This window comes from Modestobacter versicolor, from assembly GCF_014195485.1.
GTDB classification, from domain to species: domain Bacteria; phylum Actinomycetota; class Actinomycetes; order Mycobacteriales; family Geodermatophilaceae; genus Modestobacter; species Modestobacter versicolor.
This window is the reverse complement of sequence record NZ_JACIBU010000001.1, coordinates 2236988-2260023: the sequence shown is the minus strand read 5'-3', so window position 1 is coordinate 2260023 and position 23036 is coordinate 2236988. Positions and strand designations below refer to the sequence as shown.

The following is a 23036-nucleotide window of genomic DNA, read 5'->3' as shown; positions in this document are numbered from 1 at the left end:
GGGCTGGGCGGTGCAGCGTGGCGGCGGCGCAGCGCGGCGGGCGGCGGCGCGCGGTGCGCTCAGCCGGTGGTGCCGTCGCGCTCGGCGGTGTGCCGGCCGGGCCCGGGCGGGGCGCTGCCGAGGGCGGGGTCGGGCAGCGCCGGCCCGGCAGGGGCGAGCCCGGGCAACGTGAGCTCCGCCGGCGAGGGGCCGGCGCCCTCGTCGGGCACCGAGCGGAGCACCCGGACGGTGCCCTCGACCGGTGCCGGGCGGGGCACTGGAGCGGCCGCCACGCCGAGGTCGTCGAACCGGCGGGTGGCGACGAGCACCGAGTTCTCGTACGAGCCGACCGTCTCGTTGTACCGGGTGAGGGCCGAGCCGAGCGCGGACCCGAGCCGGGTGAGGTGGCCGGACAGCGTGCTCAGCCGGGCGTGCACCGTGCGGCCGACCTCGAGCACCGCGCCGGCGTCCTGGGCGAGCCGTTCCTGCCGCCACGAGTAGGCGACGGTGCGGAGCAGCGCCAGCAGGGTGCTGGGGGTGGCCACGATGACGTCGCGGGCGAACCCGTGCTCGAGCAGCGCGGGCTCGGCCTCCAGGGCGGTGGTCAGGAAGCCGTCCGAGGGGACGAACAGCACGGTGAACGGTGCGGCCGACCCGAAGGCGGTGGGGTAGTGGCGGGCGGCGAGGGTGTCGACGTGGGTGCGCAGCTGCCGGGCGTGGTCGGCGACCCGCTGGGCGCGCACCGCCGGGTCGGTGGCCTGCACCGCCTCGATGTAGCCGGTGAACGGCACCTTGGCGTCGACGATGACCTGCCGGCCGTCGGCCAGCGTCACCACCAGGTCGGGCCGGACCCGGGCGCCGTCCTCGGTCGTGCCCGAGGGCTGCTCGACGAAGTCGCAGTGCTCCAGCAGCCCGGCCACCTCGACCACCCGGCGCAGCTGCAGCTCGCCCCAGCGGCCGCGGACGTGCGGGGTGCGAAGCGCGGTGACCAGCGCCGCCGTCTCCTGGCGCAGCAGCGCCGAGGTCTGCCCGATGGTGCCCACCTGCTCGCGCAGCTCGCCGTGCGCGGTGGCGCGGTCGCGCTCGATGCCGGCCAGCAGCCGGTGCAGGTGGTCCAGCGACTCGTGCACCGGCTCCAGCACGTCGGGCGGCGGCGCCGAGCGGCCGCGCAGCGCGACGACGCCGAGGGTGACGGCGGTGGCCAGCAGCGCACCGAGGAGGAGCCCGAGGAGCAGGGAAGCGGCGTCCATGCCCGGCAGGCTGCCCGACGGGTCCGACAGTTCCCCCGGCGACGCGCGCAGCGGGGCTCAGGCGGCGACGGGGGCGTGCTCGGCCTCGTGGTCGAGCAGCCAGCGCTTCACCGGCGTGCCCCAGCGGAACCCGCCCATGCCGCCGCCGGTGGCCAGCACCCGGTGGCAGGGCACGAACAGCGCCGCCGCGTTGCGCGCGCAGGCCGCGGCCGCGGCGCGGACGGCGGAGGGCCGGCCGCAGCGGGCCGCGAACGCCGCGTACGTGTCCGGCTGCCCGGCCGGCACGGTGCGCAGCACGTCCCAGGCGTCGGTGAGGAAGGGGCCGGACCGCTGCCGCACCGGCACCGCGTCGATGGCGGTGACGTCCCCGTCGTGGAAGGCGGCCACCACCTCCAGCACGGCGAGGTCCTCGGCGCGCTCCACCCAGGTGGGTCGCAGCGCGCGGTGCACGACGGGCAGCAGCTCGCTGACGTCGTCGGTCCAGCCGCTGGCGAGCACGACGTCCTCGCCGTCCGGTCCGGCGGTGACGACGACGGTGAACGGGCCGGGCGGGGTGTCGACGGTGGTGAACCGGGCGGGGGCGGTGCTCATGGCGTGCTCCGATCGTGGAGGGGACCGCGGGTGAAGAGCGAGGGGACGGCGAGCGCCCACAGGTGCATGACGGCGTAGGACCGCCACGGGCGCCAGCGGGCGGCGGCGTCGGTGTCGGAGCTGCCGAGGGCGGCGAGGCTCTTGCGCAGGGCCAGGTCGCCGGGCAGCCAGACGTCGGGGTCGGCCAGCCCGCGCAGCCCGACGAGCGCCGCCGTCCAGGGCCCGATGCCGGGCAGGGCCAGCAGCTGGCGCCGGGCGTCGTCCCGGTCGGCCCCCGGGCCGAGGGCGACCGAGCCGTCGGCGAGCGCGGCGGCCAGCGTGTGCACGGTGCGGCGGCGGGCGCCGGTCAGCCCGACGGCGGTGAGGTCGGCGTCGGCCAGCGCCTCGGGTCGCGGGAAGGCGTGGGTCAGCGTGCCCACCGGCTCGGCGAGCGGGCGGCCGGCGGCGGCGACCACGCGGGCGGTGAGGGTGCGGGCGCCGGCGACCGAGACCTGCTGGCCGAGCACGGCGCGCACCGCCAGCTCGTCGGCGTCCGGGGCCGTCGGCACCCGTCGTCCGGGCGCCCCGGCGACCAGCGCTGCGAGCGCCGGGTCCGCGCCGAGCACCGCGTCGACGGCGGCCGGGTCGGCGTCGAGGTCCAGCAGCCGCCGGCAGCGGGTCACCGCCACGCCCAGGTCGCGCAGCTCGGTCAGCCGCAGCCGCGCGGTCACCGCCGCCCCGCCGTCGGGGGAGGGGGAGAGCCGGACGACGGCCGGGCCGTGCGGGAGGTCCAGCACCCGGGAGAACGTCGTCCCGTCCCACTCCTCCAGGCCGGGGGTGGCGTGCGCGCCGAGGAACAGCAGCACCTCGTCGGCGGCGAAGGGCGCCCGGGCGGCGAGCCGGAGGGTGAGCCAGCCCGGGGTGCCGCCGTCGCTGCGCGGGGTGGCCGGCCGGAGCGCCGACGGCGTCGTCGCGAAGACCGACTGCACCGTCTCGTTGAACTGCCGGATGCTGGCGAAGCCGGCCGCGAAGGCGACGTCGGCCATCGGCAGCCGCGTCGTCTCGATCAGCAGCCGGGCGGTCTGCGCCCGCTGCGCCCGGGCCAGCGCGAGCGGGCCGACGCCGAGCTCGGCGGTGAGCAGCCGGTGCAGCTGGCGCTCGGAGTAGCCCAGCCGGGAGGCCAGCCCGCCGACCCCGGCGCGCTCGACCTCGCCGTCGGCGATCAGCCGCATCGCCCGGGCGACCACGTCGGCCCGCACGTCCCACTCGGGGGAACCGGGGACGGCGTCGGGGCGGCAGCGGCGGCAGGCGCGGAAGCCGGCCGACTGCGCCGAGGCCGCGGTGGTGTGGAAGGAGACGTTGCGCTGCAGCGGGGTGCGCGCCGGGCAGGAGGGCCGGCAGTAGATGCCGGTGCTGTGCACGGCGGTGACGAACCACCCGTCGAAGCGCGGGTCCCTGCTGGCCACGGCGCGGTAGCAGTGCTCCGCGTCGAGCCGGCCGCGCTCCAGCGTCTGCGTCATGGCACGAGCATGGCACCGTGCCGGGCCGGCGACTGGCGGTTTTCGGACGCGGTGGTGATCAGCGGGTGGGCGGGTCGCCGATCAGCGCGCCGATGCCGTCGAGCAGCCGCTCGAGCCCGAACTCGAACGACCGTGCCGGGTCGCCGGCGCCCAGCTCCTCGCCGGCGACCGGGCCCACCCGGGCGGCGGTCGGGAAGCGCTCGGCGTCGAAGACCCGGGCCACGTAGGGCTCGGTCGCCGCCCACCACTGGTCCTCGGTGATGCCGGTGGCCCGCTCGGCGTCGGCCTTCTCCTGCACCCCGCCCACGGTGCCGCGCACGAACCCGTTGACCAGCGTCACCAGCAGGTCCATCTGCACCTCGGGCAGGCCGAACCCGTCGACGGCGCGCAGCTCCAGCTCGTACTTGCGCATCAGGTGCGGCCCCAGCGGCGGCCGGCCGGTGGCCAGGTGCAGCGCCCAGGGGTGCCGGACGAAGAAGTCCCAGTTGGCCCGGGCGACCGCGGTGAGCCGGTCCCGCCAGCTGCCCGAGGTCACCGCCGCCTCGTCGGGGTAGAGCTCGGCCAGGACGCTGTCGAGCATCAGGTCGACCAGCTCGCCCTTGCCCGGCACGTGGCCGTAGAGGGTCATGGCCCCGACGCCGAGCTCGGTGGCCACCCGGCGCATCGACACCGCGGCCAGCCCCTCCGCGTCGACCAGCTGCACCGCCGCGGCCACGATCCGGTCGACGTCCAGCGACGGCCTCGGCCCGGGGCGGGTCCCGCCGCCCGGGGGAGTGCGCCACAGCAGCGCCATGCTGCGGGCGGGGTCGCCGGTGCCGGTGAACTCGGTGGCCATGTCCTCACTCTCCCGCAGCGGTGGTGGCGGATCGTCTCCGTACGGCGTACGGTGCCGGTCGGCAGTGATGGCGTACAGCGTACGGAGGCGACCGTGGCGAGTGCGATCTCGGTGGTGGGGCTCACCAAGAGGTACGGGGGGAAGGTGGTGCTGGACGACGTCGACCTGCAGGTGGCGAGCGGGACGACGTGCGCGCTGCTCGGCCCGAACGGGGCGGGGAAGACGACGGCGGTGCGGATCATGACCACGCTGGTCCGGCCCGACGGCGGCCGCGTCGAGGTGGCCGGGGTCGACGTGCGGCGGGACCCGCGGGCGGTCCGGCGGCGGATCGGCCTGGTCGGCCAGCACCCGGCGGTCGACGACGTGCTGGGCGCGCGGCAGAACCTGGTGCTGTTCGCCCGGTTGCACCACCTCGACCGGCGGGCCGCCCGCGCCCGGGCCGAGGCGCTGCTGGCCCAGGTCGGCCTGACCGGCACCGGCGACGAGCCCGTGCGGGACTTCTCCGGCGGGATGCGGCGGCGGCTGGACATCGCCGCCGGGCTGGTGCTCGCGCCGCAGGTGCTCTTCCTCGACGAGCCGACGACCGGGCTGGACCCGGCCGGGCGCCGGGACGTCTGGGACGCCGTCCGCGCGCTGGTGGCCGGTGGCACCACGGTGCTGCTCACCACCCAGCACCTGGAGGAGGCCGAGCAGCTGGCCGACGACGTCTGCGTCCTGGACGGCGGACGGGTGGTGGCCCGGGGGACGCCGGGCGAGCTGACGGCGGCGATCGGCGGGGACCGGCTGGAGCTCGTGGTGGTCGACCCCGCCCGGGCGGCGGAGGCGGTGCGGCTGGCCGAGCGGGTCGCGGGTCCGGGGGCCGGGCCGGCGCAGCCAGGTGGCGGGGAGCGCGTGGTGGTGCCCGTCGCCCGGCGGCACGGGGTGGTGGGCGCCGTGGTGCGGGCGCTCGACGATGCGGGGATCGCCGTGGACGACGTCGTCCTCCGGCCCACCACGCTGGACGAGGCCTACCTGCGGATCACCGGCCGGCCCGGCGAGCGCGCGGAGGTGCCGGCATGACCGCGCTGCACCCGTCGCCGGCCGAGCCGGGCCTCGCCGACCGCGCGAGGTGGGCGGTCGCGGACGCGCTCGCGGTGGCCGGCCGGGACGTCGCCCACTGGCGCCGGCAGCCGGCCGCCGTCCTGGTGGGTGCGCTGTTCCCGGTGCTCCTGCTGCTGATGTTCACCTACCTGCTGGGTGGCGGGATGGTGGTGCCCGGCGGCGGCGACTACCGCGACTTCCTGGTGCCCGGGATGCTCGCGCTGTCGATGGTCTTCGGGGTGGAGGCGACGATGACCGCGGTCGTCACCGACACCGCCCGCGGCATCACCGACCGGTTCCGGTCGCTGCCGATGGCGCCCTCGGCGGTGGTCGCCGGCCGCTGCCTGGCCGACATGGCCGCCTCGCTCGTCGGGCTGCTGGTGCTCATGGCGGCGGCGCTGGCCATCGGCTGGCGACCGGCCGGCGTGGGCTCGTCGCTGGCCGCCGTCGGGCTGCTCCTCCTGCTCCGGCTCGCGTTCCTCTGGATCGGCATCCACCTCGGCCTGCTGGCCCGGGACCCGTCGATGGTGGTGGCCGTGCAGATCCTGGTGTGGCCGTTCGCCTTCCTCTCCAACGCCTTCGTCGCCGCCTCGTCCATGCCGGGCTGGCTGTCGTCGGTGGCGGAGTGGAACCCGGTGGCGGGCACGGTGACCGCGGTGCGCGAGCTGTTCGGCTCGCCGGTCGGCACCGGGGGCGGCTGGGCGACCGAGCACGCGACGCTGCTCGCCGTCGGCTGGCCGGTCGTGCTCACGGTGGTGTTCGCGACGCTGAGCGTCCGCCGGTTCCAGGCGCTGTCCCGGTGACCGGGCCGGGCTGAGCCCCCGGGGTCCGCCGTCCACCGATCGGTGGACGGCGGACCCACGCTCCGGTGGTCCCGGGCAGCTGCGCCCGCCGACAGGCTCGGTGCATGACATCGACACAGCTGGCCCCGCCGGACGCCGGCACCGACCGGGACGCCCCGGCGGTGCACGTCCGCGGTCTGCGGAAGAGCTACGGGGGGCGGGCCGTCCTCGACGGGCTCGACCTCGAGGTGCGCCGGGGGGAGTGCTTCGCGCTGCTCGGCCCCAACGGCGCGGGCAAGACGACGACGATCGAGGTGCTCGAGGGCGTCCGCCGCCGCGACGCCGGGTCGGTGCTCGTGCTCGACGAGGACCCGGCGACGGCGGGGCGCGGCTGGCGCGGCCGGATCGGCGTCGTCAGCCAGGGCGAGGGCGCTGCCCAGGCGCTGACGGTGCGCGAGGCGCTGGACCACTTCGCCGCCTACACCGCCACGCCCCGGCCCACCGACGAGCTGCTGGCGGCCGTGGGGCTGGAGGAGATGGCGAGCACCCGGGTCGGCCGGCTGTCCGGCGGGCAGCGCCGCCGGCTGGCCGTCGCCCTGGGCGTGCAGGGCAACCCGGAGCTGGTCTTCCTCGACGAGCCGACGACCGGGATGGACCCGGTCGCCCGCCGCCAGTTCTGGCAGCTGGTGCGGGACCTTCGCGCCGGCGGGACGACGGTGCTGCTCACCACCCACTACCTCGACGAGGCCGCCGAGCTGGCCGACCGGGTCGGCGTCATCGCCGGTGGCCGGTTGGTCGAGGTGGCCCCGCCGGCCGAGCTCGGCGCGGCGCTGCGCCGGGAGGCCACCGTCCGCTGGCGCGAGGACGGCGGGTGGCGCGAGGTGCGCACCGCCGCCCCGGCCGGCGTGCTGCGCGACCTGCTCGCGGCCACACCGCACGACGAGGTGCCCGGCCTGACCGTCACCCGCCCCGGCCTGGAGGACGTCTACCTCGCCCTCGTCGGCGCCACCCCTGGAGGAGAGCTGCGATGACCGCCGTCGGAACCTCCCGCCCCGCCCCGCCGTCGGCCGCGCGCATCGCGCTGGCCAGGGTGGCGCTGGAGCTGCGCCTGTTCGCCCGCGAGCGGCAGCAGGTGGTGTTCTCCTTCGCCTACCCGGTCGTGATGATGGTCGTGTTCGGCTCGGTGCTCGGCGGTGACGTGCTGCCCGGCGGGGTGCCGTTCCCTCAGTACTTCCTGGCCGGCATCGCCGCCACCGGCATCATGCTCAGCAGCTTCCAGGCCGTCGGGACGGCGATCGCCGCCGAGCGGGAGGCCGGTCAGCTGGAGCGGCTGCAGCTGCTGGGCACCCCGCCGGCCGCCTACTTCGCCGGCAAGGCCGGCCAGGTGCTGGTGACCACGGCCGTGCAGCTGGCGGTGCTGCTGCCGGTGGCCCGCTACGGGTACGACGTGCCGCTGCCGGTCGACCTCGGCCACTGGCTGACCTTCCTCTGGGTCGCCGTGCTCGGTGCGCTGGCCGGCACCGTGCTGGGCATCGGCGTCTCGGCGCTGCCCGGCAGTGCGAGCTCGGTGACCACCTCGGTCTCGGCGTTCGCGATCGTGCTGCAGTTCTTCTCCGGGGTGTTCTTCGCCTTCCCGGAGCTGCCCGGCTGGATGCAGCAGCTGGCCGCGCTCTTCCCGCTCAAGTGGCTGACCCAGGGGATGCGGTCGGCGTTCCTGCCCGAGGAGGCGGGCGCGTTCGAGGTGGCCGGCGGGTGGGAGCACGGCAGGACTGCCGTGGTGCTGGTCGCATGGGTGATCATCGGCCTCGTGATCTGCGCACGCACGTTCCGCTGGCGCCGGGCCGACGGGTGAGGACCCGGTCGCGGGCCGCCGCCGTCGCCTCCTGGGGTGGCGACGGCGGCCCGCCGCTGTCCGAGCGCGGCTGGCGGACGGCGGTGGTGGTCTGGCACCTCGTCGTCGCCGGGATGGTCGGGACGGCGCTGGTCCGGGCTGCCGTCGTCGTCGACGCGGACGGCGGCCCCCGGGCCCTGCTGGTGGGTGCCCTGCTGGCGCTGGTGGTGGGCTGGGTCGCGCTGGGTGCGCCGGCGCTGACCAGCCGCGACCCCCGCCGGGCGACGGCCTACCTCGCGCTGCTGGTCGCGGTGATCGGCGTGGTCGCCTGGATCGAGCCGTCGCTGCTGTTCCTGATGTTCCTCGCCTATCCGCAGGTGTGGTTCATCGTCCCGTCGGTGCCGGCGGGCGTGGTGTGGACCGTGGTGCTGGCCGGCGCCAGCACCGCCGGCCCGTTCCTCGCCTGGGCGCGCGGCGACGAACCGCTGTGGGGGCCGGGGGAGACCCTGGTCGGGATGGTGTTCAGCCTGGCGATGGGGCTGTGGGTGCACGGCCTGCTGGCGAAGAGCCAGGAGCGGGCGGACCTGATCCAGCAGCTGGAGGCGACCCGCGCCGAGCTGGCCGAGGCCCACCACCAGCAGGGCGTGACCGCCGAGCGGGAGCGCTGGGCCCGCGAGGTGCACGACACCCTGGCGCAGGGCTACACCAGCATCGTCGTGCTGGCCCAGACGGCGACCGGCCAGCTGGCCACCGATCCGGGCGCCGCCGCCGAGCGCGTCGCGCTGATCGAGGAGGTGGCCCGGGAGAACCTGGCCGAGGCGCGGGCGATGGTGGCGGCGTTCGCCCCGGTCGCGCTGGACTCCGCGACGCTGGTCGAGGCCCTGCAGCGGTTGACCGAGCGGTTCGGCCGGGAGACCGGGCTGGCGACCCGGCTGGACACCGCGGCGCTGGGCGTCGGCGGCAGCGGCCTGACCCGCACCGAGGAGATCGTGCTGCTGCGCGGCGCCCAGGAGGCCCTGGCCAACGTGCGGCGGCACGCGTCGGCGAGCGCGGTGGTGCTGCGGGTGAGCCGGGTGGGGGGCGTCGTCGCGGTGCACGTGGAGGACGACGGGGTGGGCTTCGACCCGGCCACCGCGGCGGGGGTCGGGCTCGCCGGGCTGCGCGACCGGGCCGAGCAGGTCGGCGGGGCGGTCGACGTCGCGTCGGCGCCGGGGCGGGGGACGCGCGTGACGGTCCGGGTGCCGGCCGCGAAGGCGACGGCCGAGGCAGCATCGCAGCGAGCGCCAGCGAGCGAGGAGCGGATCGAGGCCGGAGTCGAGCCGTGGCACCGATGACCCGGGTGCTCGTGGTGGACGACCACCCGGTGGTGCGCGGTGGGCTGGTCGGCTGGCTGGCCGCCCAGCCGGACATCGACGTCGTCGCGGAGGCCGCCGACGGGCTCGAGGCGCTGGCGGCGGTGGCCGAGCACTCGCCGGACGTCGTCCTGATGGACCTGCGGATGCCCCGGATGGACGGCGTGACGGCGACCGGCCGGATCGCTGCCGCACACCCCGGCGTCCGGGTGCTGGTGCTGACCACCTACGACACGGACGCCGACATCGTGCGGGCCGTGGAGGCCGGCGCGACCGGCTACCTGCTGAAGGACACCCCGCTGCCGCAGCTGGCCGACGCGGTGCGGGCCGCCGCGCGCGGGGAGACCGTGCTCGCGCCCCCGGTCGCGGCGCGGCTGGTGTCCCGGATGCGGGCGCCGGCGGTGGAGGCGCCGACGGCGCGCGAGCTGCAGGTGCTCGGCGGGGTGGCGCGCGGGCTGACCAACGCCGAGATCGGCCGGGAGCTGTTCATCGGCGAGGCGACGGTGAAGACCCACCTGCTGCGGGTGTTCGCCAAGCTCGGCGTCGACGACCGGACCCGCGCGGTGCTGGTGGCGGTCGAACGCGGGCTTCTCCCCGGCCCGGGCTCCGCCGGCTGAGGTCAAGGCCCTTCTCGCATCTGTGGACAGGCGCCTGACCTGCGGATATGGGTGGTTGTGGCGCTCCTGTTCGGCTAGACTTCGTACAGGTGTTCGAGTCGGTCGGGAGGTGTTGTGAGCGAGCTGCGGTCGGTCCTGGACGCGCTGGCCGGCGACGACCTGGGCGAGCTGGCGGACGGTGAGGTGCTCGAGCGGGTTGCGTTGCTGGTGGCGGTCGTGAACCAAGCGACTGCAGAACTGACCCGCACGGTGCGGCATGCCGATGTCCGCCAGGCGGCCGAGCACGACGGACTCAAGAGCATGCGGTCGTGGCTGATCGGGCACGCCCGGCTGGCGCCGGCGGAGGCGTCCCAGGTGGTGCGGTCAGGGCGGGCGCTGGAGCAATTCCCGGCACTGGCGGCCGGGTTCGCCGACGGCGGGGTCACCGCCGATCAGGTGGACGTCGTCGCACGCACGGTCGGCCCGGGCGAGGTCGCGCGGGCCGAACAGCAGGGCATCGACCTGGCGCCGTTCGACCAGGCGTGGACCGCGATCGCGGTCGAGGCACCGCACGACGTGCTGAAGACCGCGGTGCAGGCCTTCGCGGCCGCCCTCGACCCCGACGGTCCCGAACCGGACCCGACCGAGGGCCGGCGGTTGTCGATCGCCCGGCACGCCGACGGGTCGGTGACCGGCCGGTTCGACCTGGACGCGGTCGGTGGAGAGAAGGTCCAGGCGGCGATCGAGTCGATCGTGCAGGCCTCCCGCCCGAAGGGTGACGCCCGGACCCGCGGCCAGCAGAACGCCGACGCCCTCGTCCAGCTGTGCGACAACCAACTGGCCGCCGGCACCCTGCCGACGCTGCGGACGGTGAAGCCGCACGTGGTGGTCACCATCGACGCCGACGACCTCGCCGACACCTCCACCACCGGCCCCGGTGCGGCCGCGACCGGGTTCGGGGCACGCATCTCTGCCGCCCGCGCCCGCTGGCTGGCCTGCGACGGCACCGTCTCCCGGATCGTGATGGGCCCCGACGGGCTCCCACTCGACGTCGGCCGCACCCACCGGGTGGTGCCCGCACACATCCGGCGGGCGGTCGAGCAGCGCGACGGGCACTGCGTGTTCACCGGCTGCACCGCCCCCACGCACTGGTGCGACGTCCACCACCTCGTGCACTGGCTGCACGGCGGCGACACCTCGCTGCACAACTCAGCGCTGCTCTGCGAGCGCCACCACACCAAGGTCCACCACGGGTTCCGCATCGAACGAGATCCCGGCGGGCGGTGGCGCACCTGGCGGCCCGACGGCACCGAGATCCTGATCGGCCCACCGCTCTAGCGGGCGGCCGCCCGTAAGCTGGTCTCCCGTGAGTCTCACCATCGGGATCGTCGGCCTGCCCAACGTCGGCAAGTCGACGCTCTTCAACGCCCTGACCAAGAACGACGTGCTCGCCGCGAACTACCCGTTCGCCACGATCGAGCCCAACGTCGGCGTGGTGGGCGTGCCCGACCCACGGCTGGCGAGGCTCGCCGAGGTCTTCGGCTCGCAGAAGATCATCCCGGCCACGGTGTCCTTCGTCGACATCGCCGGCATCGTGCGCGGCGCCTCCGAGGGGCAGGGGCTGGGCAACAAGTTCCTGGCCAACATCCGGGAGAGCGACGCGATCTGCCAGGTGATCCGGGTGTTCACCGACCCCGACGTCGTCCACGTCGAGGGCAAGGTCGACCCGGCCGACGACATCGAGACGATCAACACCGAGCTCGTGCTCGCGGACATGCAGACGCTGGAGAAGGCGATCCCGCGGCTGGAGAAGGAGTCGCGCAAGGACAAGGACCGCAAGGTCCTGCACGACGCCGCCGTCGCCGCGCAGGAGGTGCTGAACACCGGGAAGACGCTGTTCGCCGCCGGCGTCGACCCGGAGCCGCTGCGCGAGCTGACGCTGCTGACGACCAAGCCGTTCCTCTACGTCTTCAACGTCGACGCCGACGAGCTGGCCAACACCGCGCAGCTGGACGAGCTCCGCGCGCTGGTCGCGCCGGCCGAGGCGATCTTCCTCGACGCGCAGACCGAGTCCGAGCTGATCGAGCTGCCCGCCGAGGAGGCCGCTGAGCTGCTCGCCTCGATCGGTCAGGACGAGCCGGGCCTGGACCAGCTCGCCCAGGTGGGGTTCCGCACCCTGGGCCTGCAGACGTACCTGACCGCCGGCCCCAAGGAGTCCCGGGCCTGGACCATCCCGGTCGGCGCCACCGCGCCGGAGGCCGCCGGGGTCATCCACACCGACTTCCAGCGCGGCTTCATCAAGGCCGAGATCGTCGGCTTCGACCAGCTGATGGAGGCCGGGTCGATGGCCGCGGCCAAGACCAAGGGCTGGGTGCGCATCGAGGGCAAGGAGTACGTCATGCAGGACGGCGACGTCGTGGAGTTCCGCTTCAACGTCTGACCCGCGCGCGGGCGAGGGGACACTGCACTCCAGGAACGGTCGTCGACTGCCGATGAGCCCGACGACCCGGGAACCGGGCCGCTGATCGAGACCGCACGACCGAGGAGACGCCATGGACTACCTGCGCCAGCTGAGGACCGAGCGGCCGCTGCTCTTCTGGATCGGGGTCGCGGTGGCCTTCTGGCTCCTCTTCCAGCTCGCACTCTTCCTGGTGGCGGTCGTCATCGGCCCGTTCAACCTGCCGTCCTGGGCGCCGCTCGTCGTGCTGGTCGGCAGCCTCGTCCTCATCGCCCGCCGCCAGCAGCGGTAGCGGGGCAGCAGACGTCACCCACTGCGACGCCCGCTGAGCGGTCCCCAGGACCGTGCGGGCGGCGCAGGCCCCGCGATGCGACAGGATGGGCGCTCCGCAGCGTCCGACGAGTACGGGAGCACAGCCGTGACCGACCCCTCCTCCTTCCCGCCGCCCGCCCCGATGGTGGTGCCGCGGTTCTTCGTCAAGCAGCGGATCACGGTGATGGTCAACCGCTACGAGGTCTACGCCGCCAACCCCGACGGCTCCGAGGGGCAGCTGCTCGCCTTCGCCGAGCAGAAGCGGATGAAGCTGAAGGAGGAGGTCGTCTTCTTCACCGACGAGTCGAAGACGCGGCAGGTCTTCTCCTTCAAGGCGCGGCAGCGGCTGGACGTGAGCGCCGAGCACGACGTCCTCGACGAGCACGGCACGCCGCTGGGCATGTTCAAGAAGGAGTTCGGCGCCAGCCTGCTCCGGTCGACCTGGAACCTCTCGGCTCCCGGGCTGGAGGCCGTCGGCAAGGAGCGCCGCCTCTTCATCGCCGTCCTGCGCCGGGTGTGGAACCTGATCCCGTACCTCGGCGACGTCTGGGTGCCCTTCGTCTTCCACTTCGACTTCGCCGACAAGGCCTCCGGGCAGCCGGTGCTGACCAGCGAGCGGCAGAAGGCCATCCGCGACCGGTACACCGTGACGGTCCCCGACCCGCGGCTGGACTTCCGCGTCGCGGCGTCGATGGCCGTCGCGCTCGACGCGCTGCAGAGCCGGTGAGCTAGCGGCGGCTGGGGGGCAGGTCCGGGCTCACAGCTGCCGATGGTGAGGGGGACGTCCCTCGTCTCCGTCGGTCGGCCGCCCGGTCCAGCTCTGCCAGCGGCGCCGGATCGCGGTGCGCAGTCGCGAAAGGCCACCACAGCCATGCACGTGCTCATCATGAACGCCGGCCAGAAGGCCCAGGACTACCACCGCGTCGTCGAGCCGGTCCGCGCCGTGGGCGAGTCCGGTGCCGACGTCACGGTGACGATCAGCCGGGGCCTGGCGACGACGATGCGGCCGCCGGTGCCCGACGCCGAGCCCGAGGTCGTCGCCGTCGACGCCCAGGGTGCTGACGTCGTCGTGCTGCAGCTGCCCAGGACGCTGCAGATGCTCCAGTGCATCCGGGTGCTGCAGGCGCAGGGCGTGGCCGTCGTCGTCGAGATCGACGACCTGCTGTCCGGCGTCCCGTACGGCCACATGGCGCACAAGGCCCTGGTCGGGGCCGGGCTGGGCAAGCTGGCGCTGGCCTGCGCCCTGGAGGCCGACCTGGTGGTGGCCACCACGCCGGCGCTGCTCGAGGAGTACGCGCCGCACGGGCGGGGCGTCGTCGTCCCGAACGCGATCCCGCGCCGGATCGCGGAGCTGCCGCCCGCCTACGAGCGGGAGCCGGAGGTGGTGCGGGTCGGGTGGACCGGCAACGTGCTCGGGCACCCCTACGACCTGCAGGAGATGGGCTCGGGCCTGCAGCAGGCGCTCGACCGCACCCGCGGCCGCAGCGAGTTCGTGGTGATCGGGGAGAAGTGGGACGCCCGGGAGCGGCTGCGGCTGTCCGAGGAGCCCACCGAGATCCCGTTCATCCACGACGTCGACGGCTACCTGACGGCGATCGGCGAGGTGTTCGACGTCGGGATCGCCCCGCTCCGGATCGACCGGTTCAACACCTGCAAGAGCTGGCTGAAGCCGCTGGAGTACGCGGCGCGCGGCGTCTACTCGGTGCGGGCGCGCACCGACGAGTACGAGCGGCTGGGCCTGGGGATGCCGGCCCGCGCGCCCAAGGACTGGGCCAAGTTCATCGCCACCGGGGTCACCGACGTCGACCGCCGCCGCGAGGTCGCGGCGGCCGCCCGGGAGAAGGTGCTGGCCGGTCACCTGACCGAGCACACCGCCGAGCGCTGGGTGGGTGCCTGGTCCCGCGCGCTGGACAACCGGGTCCGCGCGCAGCGGAAGGGCAGCCTGGCCGCAGCGGCGCGCTGAGCTCTCCCCAGGCCGACCCGGAGGTCAGCCGTACCGGCTCTCCAGCTCGGCGAAGAACGCCTTGGCCAGGGCGGTGAAGTCGGCCTCGCGGACGGCGATCTCGTCACCCGGCCGGTACTTCAGCACGGTGCGCTCGGGGTCCAGCCGGATCTGCCGGTCCACGATCAGCGTCGTCCCGCGCTGGAGCGACTCGGTGATCAGTCGGACCTCGTTGAGGGCGTTGCCGTCGCGGCCCTCGATCCCGCGGCCACGGTGGACGAAGCCGTTCTCCAGCGCGACCACCATGTTGTTGAAGAAGACCGGCTCGAAGGCGTGCAGCGCGCCGGGGGAGGAGCTGGCGGCGGCGGCGAGGTCGCGGTAGGCGGCGATCTGCGCGTCGATGGCCGCGCGCCGCTGGTCGATGTAGTCCTGCGCGTAGGTGCTCCGGCTCAACACGGCTGCTCCTCGGGGAGGGATCCGACCAGCCTGTCACGCCCGGGAGGGTTCCGGAAGGGAGTCAGACCCAGCTGAGGTCGTCGTCGTGGGCGCGCGGCCGCGGCACCGAGGGGAGCGGCCGGTCCCGGTCCGGGAGCAGCAGGTCCGGGCGGGTGCGCGGCGCCGTCGACCGGCGGGGAGCCCGCACCGGGCCGACCGGTCGGGGCAGCCGGGCGTCGGGGAGCGGCACCCAGGCGGTCCGGCGGAGCCCGCCGACGACGAACTGCAGTCGCAGCTGGCACGTCCCGTCGGCCGCGTGCCGCCAGCCCAGCAGGACGGCGGGGTGCCAGACGTCGCCGTGGCTGAACTCGACCGGCAACGGCTCCCCGGCCAGCGCGGTCATCTCCGGGTCGGGCACGGGCGGGACTGTATGCGGCCGTCCGCGCACCGGCGGTGAGGCGCGCGACCACGGGCACGCGTCGTCGAGAGCTGCCGTACCGGGGCAGCGGGAAGCGTGGCCCGCCGCTGCGCGTTGCCCTGGACAACCGACCCGGAAGGCCCCTCCATGCGCATCCCGCTGTCCGTCCTCGACCTCGCCCCGATCGCCCGCGGGGAGACCGTCAGCAGCAGCATCGCGGCCAGCGTCGCCCTCGCCCAGCGGGCGGAGGAGCACGGCTACCGCCGCGTCTGGTACGCCGAGCACCACAACATGCCGACCATCGCCTCCTCGGCGACCAGCGTGCTGATCTCGCACGTGGGAGCGCAGACGTCGTCCATCCGGCTGGGTGCCGGCGGGGTCATGCTGCCCAACCACTCGCCGCTGACGATCGCCGAGCAGTTCGGCACCCTGGACGCGATGTACCCCGGGCGGATCGACCTGGGCCTGGGCCGCGCGCCCGGCTCGGACCAGAACACGATGTACGCCCTGCGCCGCGACCCGGGCTCGGCTGAGTCCTTCCCGCAGGACGTGCTGGAGCTGCAGGCCTACCTGGCCGGTGAGTCGCGGGTGCCCGGCGTCGACGCGATCCCCGGCAAGGGCTCCCGGGTCCCGCTGTACATCCTGGGCTCGTCGCTCTTCGGTGCCCACCTGGCCGCCGCGCTGGGGCTGCCCTACGCGTTCGCCAGCCACTTCGCCCCGCAGGCCCTGGAGTCCGCCGTCGCCACCTACCGGCGGGAGTTCAAGCCCTCCGCCGAGCTCGACGCCCCCCACGTCATCGCCGGGGTCAACGTCGTCGCTGCCGACACCGAGGGGGCCGCGAAGGAGGCCCTGCAGGCGGTGCGCCGGAACCTGGCCGTCGGGCTGTTCGGCCGCGGTCAGGCGTTCACCGACGCCGAGGCCGACCTGCTGCTGCAGCAGGGCGCCGGGCACCACGTCCACTCGATGCTGACCCACACCGCCGTCGGCACGCCGCACCAGGTGGCCGACTTCCTGGAGCGCTTCCGCCAGCAGGCGGACGCCGACGAGCTGATCGTCGCCCACCAGTCGCCGACCACCGAGGGCCGGCTGCGCTCGGTCACCCTGACCGCCGAGGCGCTGGAGTCCGTCGCGGCCTGATCGGCCCTCCTGCAGGGGCCCGCGCCGAGCTCGCGAGGCGTGGGGGGCAGGAGGGTCCTTCGTCAGGCGCTGGGGCGCGCCCCGCCGATGAAGCCGCTCCACCGCATCGACGTGACCCGGATGACCGAGCCGCTCTGCGGCGCCTCCAGGATCTGCCCGTTGCCCAGGTAGATCGCGACGTGGTGGATGGTCGAGGGGCGGCTCGTGTCGGTGGCCCAGAAGACCAGGTCACCGCGCTCCAGGTCGGTACGGGACACCTTGGGCAGCGCCGAGTACTGCGCGCTGCTGTTGCGGGGGATCGAGATGCCGGCCTGGGCGTAGGCGTAGCGGGTCAGCCCGGAGCAGTCGAAGCCGACGATGCCGGCGTCGACGCCCCAGCCGACGCTGGGCCCGCTCAGCGAGCCGCCGCCCCAGGCGTAGATGGTGCCGAGGTGCTCGCGGGCCGCGGCGATGGCGGTCTCCACCGCGGAGGCCTGACCGGCGCCCGCGGTGGTCGCGGTGCCGGCCGACCCGGAGGTGACCGGGTGCTGGGCGGTGGCCGCGCGGGAGGCGGCCGCCTGCTGCGCGGTGTACTGCTGGGTTGCGTACTGCTGGGCGGCCGCGCGGGCGCCCTCCAGGCCGAGCAGCGCCTGCTGGGCCTGCTGGAGCTGCTGCTGCATCGCGGCCTGCTGGCCGGCCAGCCCGGCGGCGAGCGAGCGGGCGCTGACCTCGAGGGCCTCGGCGGCGGCGAGGGCGTCCGCGGCCTCCTGCTCCAGCGCCGCTGCCTGACCGAGGGCGGTCTGCGCGGCCGCGTCGGCGGCGGTGGCCGACTGCTCGGCGGCGGTGACCTGGACGACGACGTCGCCCTGGTGCGACCCGGCGGCCTCGAGCAGCGCGGCCCGCTCGACCATCTGGGCTGGGCCGTCGGCGGTCATCAGCGCCTCGAGCGTGGGGGACGTGCTGCCCTGCAGGTAGCTCTGCCGGGCGAAGGCGGCGATGTCGGCGCGGGCGTCGGCCAGGTCGGCGCGGGCCTGCTCCGCAGCGGCGGCGGCCGCCTGGGCGGCGACCTGCGCCGCCTCGTGCTCGGCCTGCTTGCCCTGGAAGGCGTCCAGCGCGATCGCCGACCGGGCACGGGCAGCGTCCACCTGCACCTGGGCGTCGGCGAGGGCTGCGGAGATGGCGCCGACCTGCGCGGCGGCGTCGGCCTGCGCCTGCTGGGCCTGGCTGATCTGGGTGTCGCTCGGGCTGGTCGGGGCCGCGGCGGCGGTCGCCGGCACCGCGACGAGGCAGACCGCGGCGGCCGCCACGAGCCCGGCCAGCCGGCGTGTGCTCCGGTCGGCGGCCTGCCGCCGGGTGGTTGCCTGGGTGCCCATCTCCGCTGCGTCCCTTCCGCTGGACAGTCACCCGATCGGGTGACCCGACCACTAGGTCGGCGCGCTGCGCGAACTCCTTGAGCACCGGCGGACGCTGAGTTGGAGAAAGCAACACGACGCCACCCCGCGGACGGCGGGACGGTGACGGCCAGGGAGGATGCCGGGCGTGACCACCGCTGCCCGGGAGGAGACCGAGCAGCTGGACCCACGGCGCTGGCTGGCGCTCGGGGTCTGCGTCTCGGCGGTCTTCATGACCCTGCTCGACGTCAGCATCGTCGCGGTGGCGCTGCCCTCGATCGGTGCCAGCACCGGCGCCGGCCCCTCGGAGCTGCAGTGGGTCGTCTCCGGCTACGCGCTGGCCTTCGGCATGGTGCCGATCATCGGCGGGCGGCTGGGTGACGACCGGGGCCGCAAGCGGGTGCTGCTGGTCGGCATCGGCGCGTTCGTCGTCTGCAGCGCGCTGGTCGGGCTGGCCCCGACCCCCGCGGTGCTGGTCGCCGGCCGGGTGCTGCAGGGTCTCGCCGGCGGGCTGATCAACCCGCAGGTCGCCGGGCTGGTCCAGCAGTTGTTCCCCCGGCACGAGCGCGGCCGGGCCTTCGGCGTCCTCGGTGCCGCGGTGGGCATCGCCACGGCGGCCGGCCCGGTCGTGGGTGGCGCGCTCATCGGTCTCGGCGGCGAGGACTTCGGCTGGCGGATCTGCTTCCTGGTCAACCTGCCGGTCGGGCTGACCGCGCTGGCGCTGTGCGCCCGGCTGCTGCCCGCGGCGCCACGCCGCGGCAGCCCCCGGCCGCTGGACCTGCCCGGTGCCGCCCTGCTCACGGTCGGCGTCTTCGCGCTGCTGTTCCCGTTCGTGCAGTACGACGCCGACCACGACCTGCGGCTGCTCCTGCTGCTGGTGCCCGCCCTCGCCGTGCTCGCCGGTTTCGTCGGCTGGGAGCGCGGGCCGGGCCGGCGCCGCGGCCACCCGCTGGTCGACCTGGGCCTGTTCCGGATCCGGTCGTTCTCCGACGGCACGGTGCTCGCCTTCCTGTTCTTCTGCGCCTACACCGGGACGCCGCTGGTGCTGGCCCTGTTCCTGCAGGACGGGTTGGGGTTCACCCCGCTGCAGTCCGGCCTCACCGCGTCGGCCTACGCGGTCGGGGTCGCGGTGTCCGCCCCGGTCGGCGGGAGGCTGGTGCCCCGGCTGGGCCAGCGGGTGCTGGTCGTCGCGCTCGGCCTGTTCACCGTCGGGGTCGCGGCCACCGCGGTGCTCGCCGACCGGCTGGCCGGCAGCGCCGAGCCGGCGACGGTGGCGCTGGCGATGGCCCCGGCGCTGCTCGTCGCCGGCCTCGGTGGCGGCTCGGTGATCACCCCCAACCAGGCGCTGTCCCTGGCCGACGTCGACGTGCGCGGCGGCTCGACGGCCGGCGGGGTGCTGCAGACGGCGCAGCGGATCGGCAACGCCGTCGGCGCGGCGGTCATCACCGCCGTCTTCTACGCCGTGGTCTCCGGTGCGGCGGCCGGCGGCACGGTGCGGCAGGCCGACCACGGGCGCGGCTACGCGGTGAGCCTGCTGGTCAGCGTGGCCTTCGCCGCGGCGGCGCTGGTCGTCGCCGTCCGGGACGTCCGCCGTCGTCCGGTGCCCGGACCGGCCGGGGACTGACCGCCCGGCTACCTTGCCCGCCATGCACCCCAGCTCCGACCCCCCGGCCCTGCCCACCGCCGAGCTGCACGTGCACGTCGAGGGCACGCTCGAGCCGGAGCTGGCTCTCGACCTCGCCCGGCGCAACGGGGTCCGGCTGCGCCACCCCGACCTGGCGTCGTTGCGTCGCGCCTACTCCTTCGCCGACCTGCCGTCCTTCCTCGATCTCTACTACGAGCTGACCGCGGTGCTCCGGGAGCCGCAGGACTTCACCGACCTCGCCGAGGCGTACCTGGCGCGCGCCGCGGCGCAGGCAGTGCGGCACGCGGAGGTCTTCGTCGACCCGCAGGCGCACACCAGCCGCGGCGTCCCGCTGGAGGTGGTGCTGGACGGGCTCGCCGAGGCGTTCGGGACGGCGGAGGAGCGGCACGGGCTGAGCGCCCGGGTGATCGTCAGCTTCCTGCGCGACCGTGACCCGCGGGAGGCCGACGCGCTGGTGCCGCGGCTGCGGCCCTGGCACGGACTGGTGATCGGTGTCGGCCTGGACAGCGCCGAGGTCGGGTTCCCGCCCGAGCCGTTCGCGCGCGCCTACGCGCTGGCGGCCGACGAGGGGCTGCACCGGGTGGCGCACGCGGGGGAGGAGGGGCCGCCCGCCTACGTCACCGGGGCGCTGGACGCCCTCGGCGTCGAGCGGGTCGACCATGGCATCCGCAGCCTGGAGGACCCCTCGCTGGTGGCCCGGCTGCGCGAGGAGCAGGTGCCCCTGACGGTCTGCCCGCTGTCCAACGTGGCGCTGCGCGCCGTGCCCGACCTGGCGGTCCACCCGCTGGCCCGGATGCTCGACGCGGGGCTCCGGGTCTCGGTCAACTCGGACGACCCGGCCTACTTCGGCGGCTACCTGCACGACAACACCGCCGCGGTCAGCCGCGCGCTCGGCCTCACGGCCGCGCAGCGGCGACAGCTGGCCGAGGACGGCTTCCGGGCGAGCTTCCTGCCCGACGCGGACAAGGCCCGGCACCTGGCGGCGGTCGCCGCCGCCGACGCGGGCTGAGCTCAGCGCCCGGCCCGGTGCTCGGCGACCAGCCGGCGCGGCGCCCGGCACGCCCAGGCCTCGTCCAGCACCTCGGCCAGCTCGTCCACGCCGATCTCGTCCAGCCACACCAGCACGGCCGGGTACCCGGCGAAGTGCGCGGTGGCGAAGTAGACGCTGGGGGAGTCGGCGACGAGGGCGGCCCGGGCGCCGATGTCCGGCACCCGCACGGCGAGCACCGGGCCCGACGGTGCGGCGTCGCCGAGCTCGGCCACGTCGGCCCGCCGCAGCGGCCGCTCCCAGGCGAACGCCTTGTCGCGCACCCGCCAGCTGCGGGTGGCCGCGTGCGAGGGGTCCTCGGTCGCCTCCGGCAGCGCCAGCGCGAGCCGGGCGACGTCGTCCCAGGTGGCCATCCCCAGACGCTACGGCCACGCGCACCCGCCGGCTCGGGCGAGGATGGGTGCGTGAACGTCTTCACCGACTACGCCGAGACCCACTGGGTGCCCATCAACGGCGACATGGTCACCGTCCAGACGATCGACGCCGCCGGGAGGCGGGAGACCCACGTGCTCTCGGTGCCGGACGCGCTGGCCCAGTTCAAGGTCAAGTACCCGTTCGTGGACGACGCCCAAGCCGCCGCGCTCTTCGCCCAGGGCGGCTGAGGTCGGCGGTTGAGGGCCGCGTCACGGCACACCGGACGGCGTCGTGTCGTTGCACCCGGTGTGACGCTCCGCTTCCTCGTCCTCGGCGACTCCCTGGCCTTCGGCACCGGCGCCGCGAGCCCGCAGCACACCCTCGGCGCCCGGCTCGGCCGCGTGCTGCAGGACGCCGGCCGCACCGTCGAGCTGCACGTGGTCGCCGTCCCCGGCGCGACGTCGCTGGACCTCGCCGCGCAGGTCCGGCGCGCGCCCGCCGCCGACGTCGCCCTGCTGGTGGTCGGCGCCAACGACATCACCCACCAGGTGCCGCCGGCGCAGGCCGCGGCGGCGCTGGGCAGCGCCGTCCGGCAGCTGCGGGAGCGCGGCACCGAGGTGCTCGTCGTCCCGACCCCCGACCTGTCCTCGGTCGCCTGGGTGCCGCCGGCGTTCCGGTCGGTGGTCGCCGCGATCTGCGACCAGCAGCGGGCCCGGCAGACCCTGGCCGCCGAGGCCGCGGGCGCCGTCGTGACCCCGGTCGCCGCCGAGGTGTCCCGGCGGTTCGCCGCCGACCCGTCGCTGTTCTCCGCCGACCGGTTCCACCCGTCCTCGGCCGGCTACGCCCTGGTCGCCGACGCGCTGGCGCCGCACCTGCTGGAGCTGGCCGGCCGACCGGACGAGGACGCCGCCTGACTCAGGCCGCGTCGCGGGGCGGGAGACGGCAGGCGGCGGTGCCGCCGGGCAGCCGGTACCGGTTCGCCGCGACGAGCCGGTAGACGGCCGGGGCGACCCAGCGCACCGGCGGCGCCGACAGCACCCGCCCCAGCAGCGACCACGGCAGCCCGGCCGCCCGCAGCAGCTGCGCCACCGCCGGAGCGCCGCCGGAGACCGCGCCGTCCCGGCCGATCCAGAGCACCTCGTGCTGCGCCCGCTCGGCCGTCACCCCGGCCGCGGCCAGGTCGAGGTGCTGCCAGGCGACCACGTCGGAGTCGGCCGGCAGCACCCGCCGGGCGAGGTCGGCCGAGCGGGTGCAGAAGGCGCAGTCGCCGTCGAAGACGAGCGTTCCGGAGGTCACGCCCCCATCGTCCCCGCCCCGCCGATGTCGACGGTGAGCGCGCGGTGGTCCGACAGCGGGAGCGCCGGGGCCGACGTCGCCGTCACGGGCCCGAGCGACCCGCGCAGCAGCACGTGGTCCAGCTGCCGGTCGGGCTCGACGACCGGGAACGTCGCCCCGGCCGCCAGCGGCCGCCAGCCGGTCACCGACGACGGCGTCGGCGGCGTCATGTTGAGGTCGCCCATCAGCACCAGCGGGCCGGGGAACGCGGCGAGGTCCCGGCGCAGCCGGCGCAGCTGCAGCCGGTTCCAGCCGGGCACGAACGACAGGTGGGTGTTGACCACGGTCAGCCGGCCGTGCGGGGTCTCCACCACCGCGACGACGGCCGCCCGCGGCTCCTCGTGGACCGTGATCACCTTGCGCGGGCCGGGCAGCCACATCGGGAAGGTGAACGGGATCGGGGGCAGCCGGATGACCTGCCAGCTGCTCACCGGGTAGCGGGACAGCAGCGCGATGCCGTACTCCGCCGTCCCGGGCTGCTCCTCCCCGGTCGCCGCCATCCAGGTGGCCCCCGGGGTGCCGGCGATCGCCGCCACGAACCGGTGCGCGACCGCGCCCATCGCCTCGGCCGCCACCGCGGTGAGGTCGGCGTGGTGCGAGCGGGGCTGCTCCCGGTCCACCTCCTGGAGGGCCAGGACGTCGGCGTCCAGGGACCGCACCGCGGCGGCGAAGCGGTCGACGTCCACCTGGTCGTCGGTCAGCGAGCGTCCGTGCAGGATGTTGAAGGTCGCGAGTCGCACGAGTGACCGCTACCCGCTCGGGTAGTGCCACACCCGGTCCCGATCCC

26 protein-coding genes are annotated in these 23036 nt (G+C 75.5%); 16 read left to right on the top strand and 10 right to left on the bottom strand.

Annotated features, from left to right (window positions below):
• Positions 1–59: 59 nt before the first annotated feature.
• The 4 genes from FHX36_RS11075 to FHX36_RS11060 are packed head-to-tail and all read right to left on the bottom strand — an operon-like array spanning position 60 to position 4154.
• Positions 60–1229 (bottom strand): DNA recombination protein RmuC, encoded by a 1170-nt coding sequence (locus tag FHX36_RS11075; RefSeq protein WP_246405457.1) that lies wholly within the window; start codon positions 1227–1229, stop codon positions 60–62.
• A 57-nt stretch (positions 1230–1286) separates the two neighbouring features.
• The gene (locus FHX36_RS11070) at positions 1287–1820 is read right to left on the bottom strand and encodes a methylated-DNA--[protein]-cysteine S-methyltransferase (RefSeq protein ID WP_110554381.1); all 534 of its coding nucleotides are present in this window, start codon (positions 1818–1820) and stop codon (positions 1287–1289) included.
• Positions 1817–3319, bottom strand: a complete 1503-nt coding sequence (locus tag FHX36_RS11065; RefSeq protein WP_183513735.1) for an AlkA N-terminal domain-containing protein — start codon at positions 3317–3319, stop codon at positions 1817–1819. The genes FHX36_RS11070 and FHX36_RS11065 overlap by 4 nt, the downstream gene beginning before the upstream one ends.
• A gap of 58 nt (positions 3320–3377) precedes the next feature.
• Positions 3378–4154, bottom strand: a complete 777-nt coding sequence (locus FHX36_RS11060) for a TetR/AcrR family transcriptional regulator (protein ID WP_110554321.1) — start codon at positions 4152–4154, stop codon at positions 3378–3380.
• 93 nt (positions 4155–4247) lie between these two features.
• On the opposite strand from FHX36_RS11060, the gene FHX36_RS11055 reads away from it, so the two are divergent.
• From FHX36_RS11055 to FHX36_RS11005, 11 genes are all read left to right on the top strand, one after another.
• Positions 4248–5213: an ATP-binding cassette domain-containing protein gene (locus FHX36_RS11055; protein WP_183513733.1), complete on the top strand. Its 966-nt coding sequence runs from the start codon at positions 4248–4250 to the stop codon at positions 5211–5213.
• Positions 5210–6037, top strand: a complete 828-nt coding sequence (locus FHX36_RS11050) for an ABC transporter permease (protein ID WP_183513732.1) — start codon at positions 5210–5212, stop codon at positions 6035–6037. The genes FHX36_RS11055 and FHX36_RS11050 overlap by 4 nt, the downstream gene beginning before the upstream one ends.
• A gap of 104 nt (positions 6038–6141) precedes the next feature.
• Positions 6142–7047 carry an ABC transporter ATP-binding protein gene (locus tag FHX36_RS11045; protein WP_110552485.1) on the top strand — a complete coding sequence of 302 codons (906 nt, stop codon included), beginning with the start codon at positions 6142–6144 and terminating at the stop codon, positions 7045–7047.
• Entirely contained in the window at positions 7044–7868 is an 825-nt protein-coding gene (locus FHX36_RS11040) for an ABC transporter permease (protein ID WP_110552484.1), read from the top strand. The genes FHX36_RS11045 and FHX36_RS11040 overlap by 4 nt, the downstream gene beginning before the upstream one ends.
• On the top strand, positions 7865–9181 hold the full coding sequence (locus tag FHX36_RS11035) for a sensor histidine kinase (protein WP_258372763.1): 1317 nt from the start codon (positions 7865–7867) through the stop codon (positions 9179–9181). The genes FHX36_RS11040 and FHX36_RS11035 overlap by 4 nt, the downstream gene beginning before the upstream one ends.
• Entirely contained in the window at positions 9178–9816 is a 639-nt protein-coding gene (locus FHX36_RS11030; RefSeq protein WP_110552488.1) for a response regulator, read from the top strand. The genes FHX36_RS11035 and FHX36_RS11030 overlap by 4 nt, the downstream gene beginning before the upstream one ends.
• 114 nt (positions 9817–9930) lie before the next feature.
• Positions 9931–11133 (top strand): HNH endonuclease signature motif containing protein, encoded by a 1203-nt coding sequence (locus FHX36_RS11025; RefSeq protein WP_110552483.1) that lies wholly within the window; start codon positions 9931–9933, stop codon positions 11131–11133.
• 28 nt (positions 11134–11161) lie between these two features.
• Entirely contained in the window at positions 11162–12235 is a 1074-nt protein-coding gene (ychF, locus tag FHX36_RS11020) for a redox-regulated ATPase YchF (RefSeq protein ID WP_110552482.1), read from the top strand.
• 112 nt (positions 12236–12347) lie between these two features.
• Positions 12348–12545: a hypothetical protein gene (locus FHX36_RS11015; protein WP_110552481.1), complete on the top strand. Its 198-nt coding sequence runs from the start codon at positions 12348–12350 to the stop codon at positions 12543–12545.
• Between the two features lie 126 nt (positions 12546–12671).
• Entirely contained in the window at positions 12672–13292 is a 621-nt protein-coding gene (locus FHX36_RS11010) for an LURP-one-related family protein (RefSeq protein WP_258372762.1), read from the top strand.
• A gap of 144 nt (positions 13293–13436) precedes the next feature.
• Entirely contained in the window at positions 13437–14528 is a 1092-nt protein-coding gene (locus tag FHX36_RS11005; RefSeq protein ID WP_110552480.1) for a glycosyltransferase family protein, read from the top strand.
• Positions 14529–14552: 24 nt separating this feature from the next.
• Here the strand turns inward: FHX36_RS11005 and FHX36_RS11000 are convergent, their stop codons facing one another.
• Both FHX36_RS11000 and FHX36_RS10995 read right to left on the bottom strand, forming a co-directional pair.
• Positions 14553–14963: a hypothetical protein gene (locus tag FHX36_RS11000; protein ID WP_110552479.1), complete on the bottom strand. Its 411-nt coding sequence runs from the start codon at positions 14961–14963 to the stop codon at positions 14553–14555.
• Positions 14964–15024: 61 nt separating this feature from the next.
• Positions 15025–15360, bottom strand: a complete 336-nt coding sequence (locus FHX36_RS10995; RefSeq protein WP_110552478.1) for a hypothetical protein — start codon at positions 15358–15360, stop codon at positions 15025–15027.
• Positions 15361–15507: 147 nt separating this feature from the next.
• On the opposite strand from FHX36_RS10995, the gene FHX36_RS10990 reads away from it, so the two are divergent.
• Positions 15508–16497, top strand: a complete 990-nt coding sequence (locus FHX36_RS10990; RefSeq protein ID WP_110552477.1) for an LLM class flavin-dependent oxidoreductase — start codon at positions 15508–15510, stop codon at positions 16495–16497.
• A gap of 62 nt (positions 16498–16559) precedes the next feature.
• Here FHX36_RS10990 and FHX36_RS10985 read toward each other — a convergent pair whose 3' ends face one another.
• Positions 16560–17849, bottom strand: a complete 1290-nt coding sequence (locus FHX36_RS10985) for an NlpC/P60 family protein (protein WP_183513730.1) — start codon at positions 17847–17849, stop codon at positions 16560–16562.
• 166 nt (positions 17850–18015) lie between these two features.
• On the opposite strand from FHX36_RS10985, the gene FHX36_RS10980 reads away from it, so the two are divergent.
• Complete coding sequence (locus FHX36_RS10980) at positions 18016–19491, top strand: MFS transporter (RefSeq protein WP_220036077.1); 1476 nt, start codon at positions 18016–18018, stop codon at positions 19489–19491.
• 22 nt (positions 19492–19513) lie between these two features.
• On the top strand, positions 19514–20521 hold the full coding sequence (locus FHX36_RS10975; RefSeq protein WP_110554021.1) for an adenosine deaminase: 1008 nt from the start codon (positions 19514–19516) through the stop codon (positions 20519–20521).
• Positions 20522–20523: 2 nt separating this feature from the next.
• Here FHX36_RS10975 and FHX36_RS10970 read toward each other — a convergent pair whose 3' ends face one another.
• Entirely contained in the window at positions 20524–20913 is a 390-nt protein-coding gene (locus FHX36_RS10970) for an MmcQ/YjbR family DNA-binding protein (protein WP_110554022.1), read from the bottom strand.
• Between the two features lie 51 nt (positions 20914–20964).
• On the opposite strand from FHX36_RS10970, the gene FHX36_RS10965 reads away from it, so the two are divergent.
• Together FHX36_RS10965 and FHX36_RS10960 are read left to right on the top strand one after the other, a co-directional pair.
• The gene (locus FHX36_RS10965) at positions 20965–21162 is read left to right on the top strand and encodes a hypothetical protein (RefSeq protein ID WP_110554023.1); all 198 of its coding nucleotides are present in this window, start codon (positions 20965–20967) and stop codon (positions 21160–21162) included.
• Positions 21163–21222: 60 nt separating this feature from the next.
• Complete coding sequence (locus FHX36_RS10960) at positions 21223–21828, top strand: GDSL-type esterase/lipase family protein (protein WP_183513729.1); 606 nt, start codon at positions 21223–21225, stop codon at positions 21826–21828.
• A gap of 1 nt (position 21829) precedes the next feature.
• On the opposite strand, the gene FHX36_RS10955 is transcribed toward FHX36_RS10960, so the two are convergent.
• The gene (locus tag FHX36_RS10955; protein ID WP_110552350.1) at positions 21830–22210 is read right to left on the bottom strand and encodes a thiol-disulfide oxidoreductase DCC family protein; all 381 of its coding nucleotides are present in this window, start codon (positions 22208–22210) and stop codon (positions 21830–21832) included.
• Positions 22207–22989, bottom strand: a complete 783-nt coding sequence (locus FHX36_RS10950; protein ID WP_110552349.1) for an endonuclease/exonuclease/phosphatase family protein — start codon at positions 22987–22989, stop codon at positions 22207–22209. The genes FHX36_RS10955 and FHX36_RS10950 overlap by 4 nt, the downstream gene beginning before the upstream one ends.
• Positions 22990–23036 lie beyond the last annotated feature (47 nt).

Excerpts from the sequence above, each read along its gene's own strand:
- FHX36_RS11075 (WP_246405457.1), bottom strand. The coding sequence starts at position 1,229 with ATGGACGCCGCTTCCCTGCTCCTCGGGCTCCTCCTCGGTGCGCTGCTG.
- FHX36_RS10970 (WP_110554022.1), bottom strand. The coding sequence starts at position 20,913 with ATGGCCACCTGGGACGACGTCGCCCGGCTCGCGCTGGCGCTGCCGGAG.
- FHX36_RS11015 (WP_110552481.1), top strand. The coding sequence starts at position 12,348 with ATGGACTACCTGCGCCAGCTGAGGACCGAGCGGCCGCTGCTCTTCTGG.
- FHX36_RS11050 (WP_183513732.1), top strand. The coding sequence starts at position 5,210 with ATGACCGCGCTGCACCCGTCGCCGGCCGAGCCGGGCCTCGCCGACCGC.
- FHX36_RS11065 (WP_183513735.1), bottom strand. The coding sequence starts at position 3,319 with ATGACGCAGACGCTGGAGCGCGGCCGGCTCGACGCGGAGCACTGCTAC.
- FHX36_RS11070 (WP_110554381.1), bottom strand. The coding sequence starts at position 1,820 with ATGAGCACCGCCCCCGCCCGGTTCACCACCGTCGACACCCCGCCCGGC.
- FHX36_RS11005 (WP_110552480.1), top strand. The coding sequence starts at position 13,437 with ATGCACGTGCTCATCATGAACGCCGGCCAGAAGGCCCAGGACTACCAC.
- FHX36_RS11060 (WP_110554321.1), bottom strand. The coding sequence starts at position 4,154 with ATGGCCACCGAGTTCACCGGCACCGGCGACCCCGCCCGCAGCATGGCG.
- FHX36_RS11045 (WP_110552485.1), top strand. The coding sequence starts at position 6,142 with ATGACATCGACACAGCTGGCCCCGCCGGACGCCGGCACCGACCGGGAC.
- FHX36_RS10975 (WP_110554021.1), top strand. The coding sequence starts at position 19,514 with ATGCACCCCAGCTCCGACCCCCCGGCCCTGCCCACCGCCGAGCTGCAC.
- FHX36_RS11040 (WP_110552484.1), top strand. The coding sequence starts at position 7,044 with ATGACCGCCGTCGGAACCTCCCGCCCCGCCCCGCCGTCGGCCGCGCGC.
- FHX36_RS11030 (WP_110552488.1), top strand. The coding sequence starts at position 9,178 with ATGACCCGGGTGCTCGTGGTGGACGACCACCCGGTGGTGCGCGGTGGG.
- FHX36_RS10990 (WP_110552477.1), top strand. The coding sequence starts at position 15,508 with ATGCGCATCCCGCTGTCCGTCCTCGACCTCGCCCCGATCGCCCGCGGG.
- FHX36_RS10985 (WP_183513730.1), bottom strand. The coding sequence starts at position 17,849 with ATGGGCACCCAGGCAACCACCCGGCGGCAGGCCGCCGACCGGAGCACA.